Genomic DNA, 4,060 nt, shown 5'->3' with positions numbered 1-4,060 from the left:
CTCGTAGAGGTCGCTCAGGCCGAGGTCGTAGAACACGTCCTCGGCGTCGAACGCGAGGCGTACCGGCTCAGTGCGATAGCGCAGTAGCTCGTCGGCATCGTCGCCCGCGGTGCTCTGGACGATCTGGCGCACGTAGTCGGCTTCCCACGATCCGGGACGGCCGGCCAGCAGCTCGTCGACGCCGCCGAGGTTGGCGGCCACGGTCGTGATGACATGGCAGGCGATTTCTCCGAAGTCGACGGGCTCGACGGTGGCGTGCTCGGTGCCGGCGCCGCGGACGCGGGTCTGTCGCGCCGCGGTGGTGAGCGCGGCGATCGCGTCGGCTACCGGGTCCGGCTCGGGTGGCTCGACGGCCTGCAAAACGGTGGTCATGGGTCGGTCCTTCCGGGATCGGTTCTCGAGGGTGGGGTGCTGGCGGCGCTGTACGCCGCCCTGACAGCCTGATCGGCTCCGGGTGGTGCTACTCGCTACTCCCCCATCGGGCGGCCCTGGGGCATCTCACGCGAGCCCACAGCCGGGAACGGCTTGCCGCCGTTGTACTTCGCTTCCAGTCGCTCGACCTCGGCCATGACCGCCTGGTTGATGAACGCGCTGAGCGAGCGTGAGCCCTCGCTGATCTGCGTGTGCAGCAGCGCGCCTCGGGTGCGCGCCGTGTCCTCGGGGTCTTGGTAGAACGTGACCTTGGGCGGGTACTTCGTGCCGGCCTTCTTCGTGACCGGGCGCACAGCCGCCCGCGTCTCGGGCGCTGCCTCCTCGATCGGCGCCGCCGCTACCGGCTCCGCCGCAGCGGGCGGCGCGACCGGGCTCGATCCAGTGAGGCTCGACTTGCGCGGTGCGGGACGGTTCATGATGCGGCTCCTTCGATGACGGCCAGGTGGTCGGTGTAGATCGCGCCGAGCGCGGTCGCCTCAGCACTCCCCCACTCGTCGAGGCCTCGCGCGGCCTCGGCCGCGTCGGAGATCACGACGCGCTTAGGCACGAGAGGCGACAGCAGGCGCAGCCCGCGCCCCTCGGCGGCCTTGCGCAGCTCGTCGAGCCAGGTGCGGCCGCTGACGGTCTGCTCCTCGTGCTTGTTCACGATGACGCCTGCCACGGTCAGCTGGGGGTTGTAGTACGCGCGCACGTTGTCGATGGTGTCGAGCAACTGCGACAGCCCGTTGGCGCTGAACAGCTTGGACTCTGTGACGACGACGACGGCATTCGCGGCCGTCAGGCCGTTGATCGTGAGCTGGTCGAGGCTGGGGGCGCAGTCGATCAGCACGAGGTCGTAGTCCTCGATCACTTGGGCGAGGGCCTGGCGCAGCCGGCCCTCGCGCCCGGCTCCCGCGATCACCAGCTCGTCGCGGACGTAGCCGAGCGTCACACCGCTCGTCGGCACGACGTCGAGGCCAGGCCACACTCCCGGCACGATGACGTCTCGGATCGTCTCGGGCGCCCGCGAGCTCAGCGCATCGGCCAGCCCCGCCTGGTCCTCGTCGACGGCCTCGGCCGCCGCGATCGACGTCAGGTTGCCCTGCGGGTCGTTGTCGACGACGAGAACACGTCGGCCAGCCTGGACGGCAGCGCGGGCCAGGTGGAACGTCGTCGTGCTCTTACCGACGCCGCCCTTCTGGTTGCACAGGGCGAGGATTCGCGCAGTCACGGTATTACCTCCAATGGGGTTAATAGTGCTCTTACCGTCTGACACGACGGTGGGCAGAGTGAGGGCCGGGGGCCAGTCGGCCCCCGGCCCTGGTCGATCAGAACGGGGTGTCGTCGCCGCTGTCGGCGGCGCTGGGGGCGTTGCGCTCGACGGTGACGCTCTGCCCGCGCAGGCTCACGCCGACCTCGTCAGCGCGGACCTCGTGCTGGATGCGCGTGCCCTGCTCGCCCTTGTACTCCGTGACACGGTAGCTGCCCGAGAACGTGATGCGGATGTTTCCGCCCTTCTCGGCCGCCTCGACGAGGTTGGTCGCCTGGCTGCCGCTCACGGCGACGTCGTAGGCGGTGGCGGGTCCGTCGATGTAGGAACCGTCCTCCTGGCGGATGCGATCGGTGACGATCACGCGGGCGTAGGTGTACGCGCCGCGCTCCCCCTCGCGCAGGGTCGGCTTCGCTGCCAGGTTTCCGGTGCGGGTGATGTAGCTCATGACTTCCTCCTGAATCGAATGAATCGGTGGTGACTCTAATAATACTCTTGCCGGTAATAGGGTTACAAGGGTTAGTAGCGCTCGACCTCCATCTGTCGTCCGTCCATCTGCGAGGGGTAGAGCACCCATTCGATGCCGCTGGACGGGTTGGGGTTCTCGACGCGCACACCGATCACGGGCGATCCGTGCTCGATCGGTGCTAGCTCGTCGGTGACGCGCAGCGGCTTCGCGTACGCGCGGCCGTCGTGGCTGATGATCCGGTCCCCCGCGCGCAGCTCCGCGAGGCGGGTAACGATGATCGTCGACATGACTTCTCCTTTCGGAGTGGCCCTAACGGTAATAACCCTATTAGGGCCACTCGCGATCACATGGGGTGGATGGTTCCGATGTACTCGCCGCCGGGGCCGTGGATGATGACCGGGGCGTTGACGTTGACCTTCATGACGTAGACCGCTTCGGCTGCATCGGGCTCGGCCTCGATGTGCACGGTCGCGACGGTGATTCCCGCGTCATCGTCGAAGTCCACGCGGCCGTAGTCGTCAGCCTCGGCCGGGCGGGGGTTCTCCTGGCCGGTGATCCCGTCCGTGACCCACACGAGCGGTTCCAGCCGCGTTCCCTGGTCGTACGGGGTGTGCCGGGGGCCGTAGCCGATGAGGTCGCCCACCTGGGTAGCGAACGACAGCAGCTTGGCGCCATCGGCGCGCAGCGCGTCAGCTCCCTGAACGTCGTCACGGGCCACGCTCAGCGCGAGGTCGACCGTGGATGCCGCAGCGCTCAGGCATGCCGTCCGCACGTCCAGCAGCCAGGCGCGGATGCGCTCGGGCGTGACGTCGACGATCGGGCGCGGGCACTTGTCCTTGATGCTCTCGGGCAGGGCCGCGTACTGGGCGGCGAGTTCCTGGGCTGTGGTGTTCATCGTCTCTCCTTCTTCTGGTTCCATTGTAACACTAATAACCCTATTACCGTCAACGGGTAGTTAGGCGGCGGCGTTGATCTGCGCCACCCGATCTACCTCGTCGAGTCGGAGGTCGCACCAGTGATCCTGTCCCGTGCCGTCCTCGACGACGACGATCGGGGCGACGCTGTAGCCGAGGTCACCAGTGACGTACTCGCGAGCGTCCGCGTTCTCGGGCTGACTGATATCAACCTCGTTGAAGGGGATGCCCTTGGCTTTCAGGGCGATCTTGGTCATCCGGCACTTCCCGCACGCCGGGCCGGTCGTGTAGATCGTGACTGCCAACATCTCTGAATCCTCCCACTCCACGTTTTTTTGCCGTGAAGGCACTGCAAGTGCCGCGAGGGAGCGCCGACCGGAGCACAAGGGACCGTGGAATACCGGACTGAGCGCAGCGAGGGAGGATATGCCGCGAAAGCCCTTGTGTGGAGGGTGGCCGACCGTATGCTGCCGAAGGCTTCACGGCGAAAAGACGAGGGCCGAAGGCCCATCAGCCGGCCGCTCGCGGCCGTCCGTCTGCCCTGGCGTGCTCCGTCACGCCTGGGCTGGGGGAGCGGGAGGGGGCGCGCCCCCTCACCGGCTCCACCGGAGCCGCCCTGACCGCTCACGTCGACGGCCAGTCGAAAAGGGCCGGGGTCGTGTCGGGCGATCGGGCGACCTGGGGGAGCCCTGCCGCTTCTCGTTCGGCGCACAGCGCCTCGAACGCGGCCGCGCGCTCGGCGTGCCAGGCGTCCGCATCGTGCCCGGAGGGACGATGGCAACGGCTCGCGGTCGAGCCGCACCGCGGGCACGGCGCCTCGCGGGCGCACGGCTCGACGGTGAAGTGCTGGCGGCCGCAGCTCGCGCAGTTCTCGAGGATTGCCGGGCGCCCGTGGGTGTCGATCATCCACGGCCGGATGGCCAGGTACTCGCCCAGCGTGGCGGGCCTGGCCATCGGCTGCCGAATCTCACTCGTCATCGTCGACCGTGCCGAAGG

The 4,060-nt window shown here is 68.3% G+C and carries 7 protein-coding genes and 1 pseudogene; all 8 read right to left on the bottom strand.

Annotated elements, in window-relative coordinates; genetic code table 11:
- Window positions 1–372, bottom strand: a pseudogene (locus BGN98_RS01435) (hypothetical protein); the annotation flags it as partial.
- A gap of 95 nt (window positions 373–467) precedes the next feature.
- Window positions 468–848, bottom strand: a complete 381-nt coding sequence (locus tag BGN98_RS01430) for a ParB family protein (RefSeq protein WP_288119091.1) — start codon at window positions 846–848, stop codon at window positions 468–470.
- Window positions 845–1,642 (bottom strand): ParA family protein, encoded by a 798-nt coding sequence (locus BGN98_RS01425; RefSeq protein WP_288119089.1) that lies wholly within the window; start codon window positions 1,640–1,642, stop codon window positions 845–847. Before BGN98_RS01425 ends, BGN98_RS01430 begins: the two co-directional genes overlap by 4 nt.
- Before the next feature lie 97 nt (window positions 1,643–1,739).
- Complete coding sequence (locus BGN98_RS01420) at window positions 1,740–2,129, bottom strand: single-stranded DNA-binding protein (RefSeq protein WP_288119087.1); 390 nt, start codon at window positions 2,127–2,129, stop codon at window positions 1,740–1,742.
- A gap of 71 nt (window positions 2,130–2,200) precedes the next feature.
- Entirely contained in the window at window positions 2,201–2,437 is a 237-nt protein-coding gene (locus tag BGN98_RS01415; protein ID WP_288119085.1) for a hypothetical protein, read from the bottom strand.
- A gap of 56 nt (window positions 2,438–2,493) precedes the next feature.
- On the bottom strand, window positions 2,494–3,045 hold the full coding sequence (locus BGN98_RS01410; RefSeq protein WP_288119083.1) for a hypothetical protein: 552 nt from the start codon (window positions 3,043–3,045) through the stop codon (window positions 2,494–2,496).
- A 60-nt stretch (window positions 3,046–3,105) separates the two neighbouring features.
- Window positions 3,106–3,372 (bottom strand): glutaredoxin family protein, encoded by a 267-nt coding sequence (locus BGN98_RS01405; protein ID WP_288119081.1) that lies wholly within the window; start codon window positions 3,370–3,372, stop codon window positions 3,106–3,108.
- Between the two features lie 316 nt (window positions 3,373–3,688).
- Window positions 3,689–4,018: a hypothetical protein gene (locus BGN98_RS01400; protein ID WP_288119078.1), complete on the bottom strand. Its 330-nt coding sequence runs from the start codon at window positions 4,016–4,018 to the stop codon at window positions 3,689–3,691.
- Window positions 4,019–4,060 lie beyond the last annotated feature (42 nt).

This window comes from Microbacterium sp. 69-7, from assembly GCF_001897985.1.
Classification (GTDB): Bacteria; Actinomycetota; Actinomycetes; order Actinomycetales; family Microbacteriaceae; genus Microbacterium; species Microbacterium laevaniformans.
Note: the sequence above shows the minus strand (reverse complement) of the source record. Positions and strands in the feature narration are given on the sequence as shown.

What these genes read in the sequence shown, in the direction of transcription:
- BGN98_RS01405 (WP_288119081.1), bottom strand. Translation starts at nt 3,372, where the DNA reads ATGTTGGCAGTCACGATCTACACGACCGGCCCGGCGTGCGGGAAGTGC.
- BGN98_RS01415 (WP_288119085.1), bottom strand. Translation starts at nt 2,437, where the DNA reads ATGTCGACGATCATCGTTACCCGCCTCGCGGAGCTGCGCGCGGGGGAC.
- BGN98_RS01420 (WP_288119087.1), bottom strand. Translation starts at nt 2,129, where the DNA reads ATGAGCTACATCACCCGCACCGGAAACCTGGCAGCGAAGCCGACCCTG.
- BGN98_RS01410 (WP_288119083.1), bottom strand. Translation starts at nt 3,045, where the DNA reads ATGAACACCACAGCCCAGGAACTCGCCGCCCAGTACGCGGCCCTGCCC.
- BGN98_RS01430 (WP_288119091.1), bottom strand. Translation starts at nt 848, where the DNA reads ATGAACCGTCCCGCACCGCGCAAGTCGAGCCTCACTGGATCGAGCCCG.
- BGN98_RS01400 (WP_288119078.1), bottom strand. Translation starts at nt 4,018, where the DNA reads ATGGCCAGGCCCGCCACGCTGGGCGAGTACCTGGCCATCCGGCCGTGG.